General features: G+C 70.5%; 3 protein-coding genes. All 3 read left to right on the top strand.

The window, feature by feature from the left end; translation table 11 throughout:
- The first annotated feature begins 58 nt into the window (after positions 1-58).
- The 3 genes from dapF to xerC are packed head-to-tail and all read left to right on the top strand — an operon-like array spanning position 59 to position 2,482.
- Positions 59-892, top strand: coding sequence for a diaminopimelate epimerase (gene dapF / locus FW784_RS13475; protein WP_149353840.1), 834 nt, complete (start codon positions 59-61; stop codon positions 890-892).
- A complete protein-coding gene (locus FW784_RS13470) occupies positions 889-1,560 on the top strand; it encodes a DUF484 family protein (RefSeq protein ID WP_149353839.1) in 672 nt (223 codons plus the stop codon). The genes dapF and FW784_RS13470 overlap by 4 nt, the downstream gene beginning before the upstream one ends.
- The gene (gene xerC / locus FW784_RS13465) at positions 1,550-2,482 is read left to right on the top strand and encodes a tyrosine recombinase XerC (protein ID WP_149353838.1); all 933 of its coding nucleotides are present in this window, start codon (positions 1,550-1,552) and stop codon (positions 2,480-2,482) included. The genes FW784_RS13470 and xerC overlap by 11 nt, the downstream gene beginning before the upstream one ends.
- The last annotated feature ends 146 nt before the right edge of the window (positions 2,483-2,628 follow it).

Here is a 2,628-nt window from a genome sequence, read left to right as displayed (position 1 = left end):
GACGCGGGCCAGGCCGGTACGCCGCCACCGGGCGCGCCGCCGCATCCGTAGCGCCGCGATGCGCTTTTCCAAGATGCACGGCGCGGGCAATGACTTCGTCGTGCTCGACCTGCGCGACGGGCGCGGGCCGCCGTCGCCGGCGTTGTGCCGCGCGCTCGCCGACCGGCACACCGGCGTGGGCTGCGACCAGATACTCACCATCGAACGCGCCGAAGCACCCGGCGTCGTCGCGCGCTACGGCATCTTCAATGCCGACGGCAGCGCGGCGCAGCAGTGCGGCAACGGTGCGCGTTGCGTCGCCGCGTGGCTGAAGCGCGACGGCGACCAGCGCGGCGAGCCGTTGTCCGATCGCTTCGCCGTCGAGAGCCCGGCCGGCCGCCACGCCGTCGAATTCCTCGCGGACGGCAGCGTGCGCCTGGACATGGGCCGCCCGGATTTCGAGCCTGCGCACATTCCGCTGGCCGGTTTTTCCAGCGCCGACGACTGCCTCCTCGCGCCGCACCCGGGCGTGCGGTTCTCGGCGGTCTCGATGGGCAATCCGCATGCCGTCGTGCGCGTCGACGACATCGACCGCGCGCCGCTCGACACTGTCGGCCCGGCGCTGCAGCGTGATGCCGCGTTCCCGGATTCGGCCAACGTGGGCTTCGTGCAGGTCATCGACCGGGGCCACCTGCGTCTGCGCGTCTACGAGCGCGGCGTGGGCGAAACGCTGGCCTGTGGCAGCGGCGCCTGCGCGGCCGCCGCTGTCGCGATGCGGCACGGTTGGGTCGACCGCAGCGTCGACGTGAAACTGCCCGGCGGCATCCTGCACATCGACTGGCCGGACGACGCGGCGTCCATCGCGATGGCCGGTCCCGCCGCATTCGTCTTCGAAGGAGAGTGGATCGCATGACCGACACCGAAAAGCTGGGCGCGCACGAGATCGCCGCCTGGCTTCGCCGCCATCCTGAGTTCCTGCGCCAGTTCCCCGATCTGGCGGGCTCCCTGGTGGTGCCGCGCGAGTCCGGCCCGGCCGCGTCGCTGGCCAGCTACCAGCTGGAAGTGCTGCGCGAGAAGAACCGCGAGCTCACGCGCCGCCTGCACGAGCTGTCGGCCAATGCGCAGGAGAACGAGCGCCTGTCCGTTCGCATCCACCAGTTGACGCTGGGGCTGATGCGCCAGACGAGTGCGGTGGACACGCTGAGCGCGATGGCCGCATCGCTCGCCGAGGATTTCAACGGCGACATCGTGCGCATCGTGCTGTTCAAGCCGGTCGCGGGCATTGAGCCGAATGAATGGCTCGACGTGATCGGCCCCGGTGACATGCGCTTCAAGGCGTTCGCCGATTTCCTCGCGGGCGACGAGCCGCTGTGCGGCAGGCTGCAGCCTGCCAAGCACGACGTGCTCTACGGCGAGCGCGTCGACGACGTGCAGTCCACGGCGCTGTTCCCCGCGCAGGGGCTCGCGATGGTCGCCGTCGGCAGCGGCGATCCGAACCGCTTCTATCCGGGCATGGGCACGCTGTTCCTGCGCATGATGGGCGAGGCCTTCGCCGCGGCACTGTCGAGGTATGTCGACTGACGCGCCCGCCGCGCCGGCGGTGACGTCGGCGTCCGTCGAGGCTTTCCTCGCACACCTAGCCGGTGAGCGGCAGCTCTCGGCGCACACGCTCGACGCGTATCGTCGCGACCTGTCGGCGCTTGCGTCCTGGGCGCAGCCCCGCGGCGTGGTGATCGACGCGCTGGATGTAACGCAGCTGCGCGCGTTCATCGCCGACGAACATCGCCGCGGCTGCGCCCCGAAGACACTCCAGCGACGACTTTCTGCCTGCCGCAGTTTCTTCGGCTGGATGTTGCGGCACGGGCATGTCGCCGCCAATCCGGTGGCGGGGCTGCGCGCGCCGAAAGCGCCACGCAAGCTGCCGAAAGTTCTCGATCCGGACGAGGCCAAGGCGCTGGTCGAAACCCCGACGGACGCGCCGCTGGGGCTGCGCGATCGCGCGTTGCTCGAGTTGTTCTATTCCTCGGGGCTGCGCCTGTCCGAACTGTGTGGCTTGCGCTGGTCGCAGGTCGACCTCGAAGACGGGCTGGTGACCGTGCACGGCAAGGGCAAGCGCGAACGCGTCGTGCCGGTGGGCACGCATGCGCGTGCGGCAATGCTCGAATGGCGCACGTCCACCGGCGCGAAATTGGACGAGCCCGTGTTCCCGGGCCGCGGCGGTGCGCCGATCACGCCGCGCGCCGTGCAGCTGCGAGTGCGCCAGCTCGCCGAGCGCCAGGGCCTGTTCAAGCAGGTGCATCCGCACATGCTTCGACACTCGTTCGCCAGCCACATCCTGGAATCCTCGGGCGACCTGCGCGGCGTGCAGGAGCTTCTCGGCCACGCCGACCTTGCGACCACGCAGATCTACACGCACCTCGACTACCAGCACCTGGCCAAGGTGTACGACGCCGCGCATCCACGCGCGCGGCGCAAGTCCAAGAACGACGGCGACGACGCGTAGCGGCGCGCGCGTGCCGGGGTAGCGGCAGCGGAGGTCCCCTCTCGATCGGGCGACCAACGGTGCGCCGGGGGCGTCCAGATCGGCTACCACGCCGTGTCGCCGTTCGATCCGGCGAAGGGCATGGTCGCCAAGACCGGCGCCCGGAA

It is taken from the genome of Cognatilysobacter lacus (assembly GCF_008274655.1).
GTDB lineage: Bacteria > Pseudomonadota > Gammaproteobacteria > Xanthomonadales > Xanthomonadaceae > Cognatilysobacter > Cognatilysobacter lacus.
The sequence above is the reverse complement of the archived record's forward strand: the minus strand, read 5'-3'. Positions and strand labels throughout refer to the sequence as shown.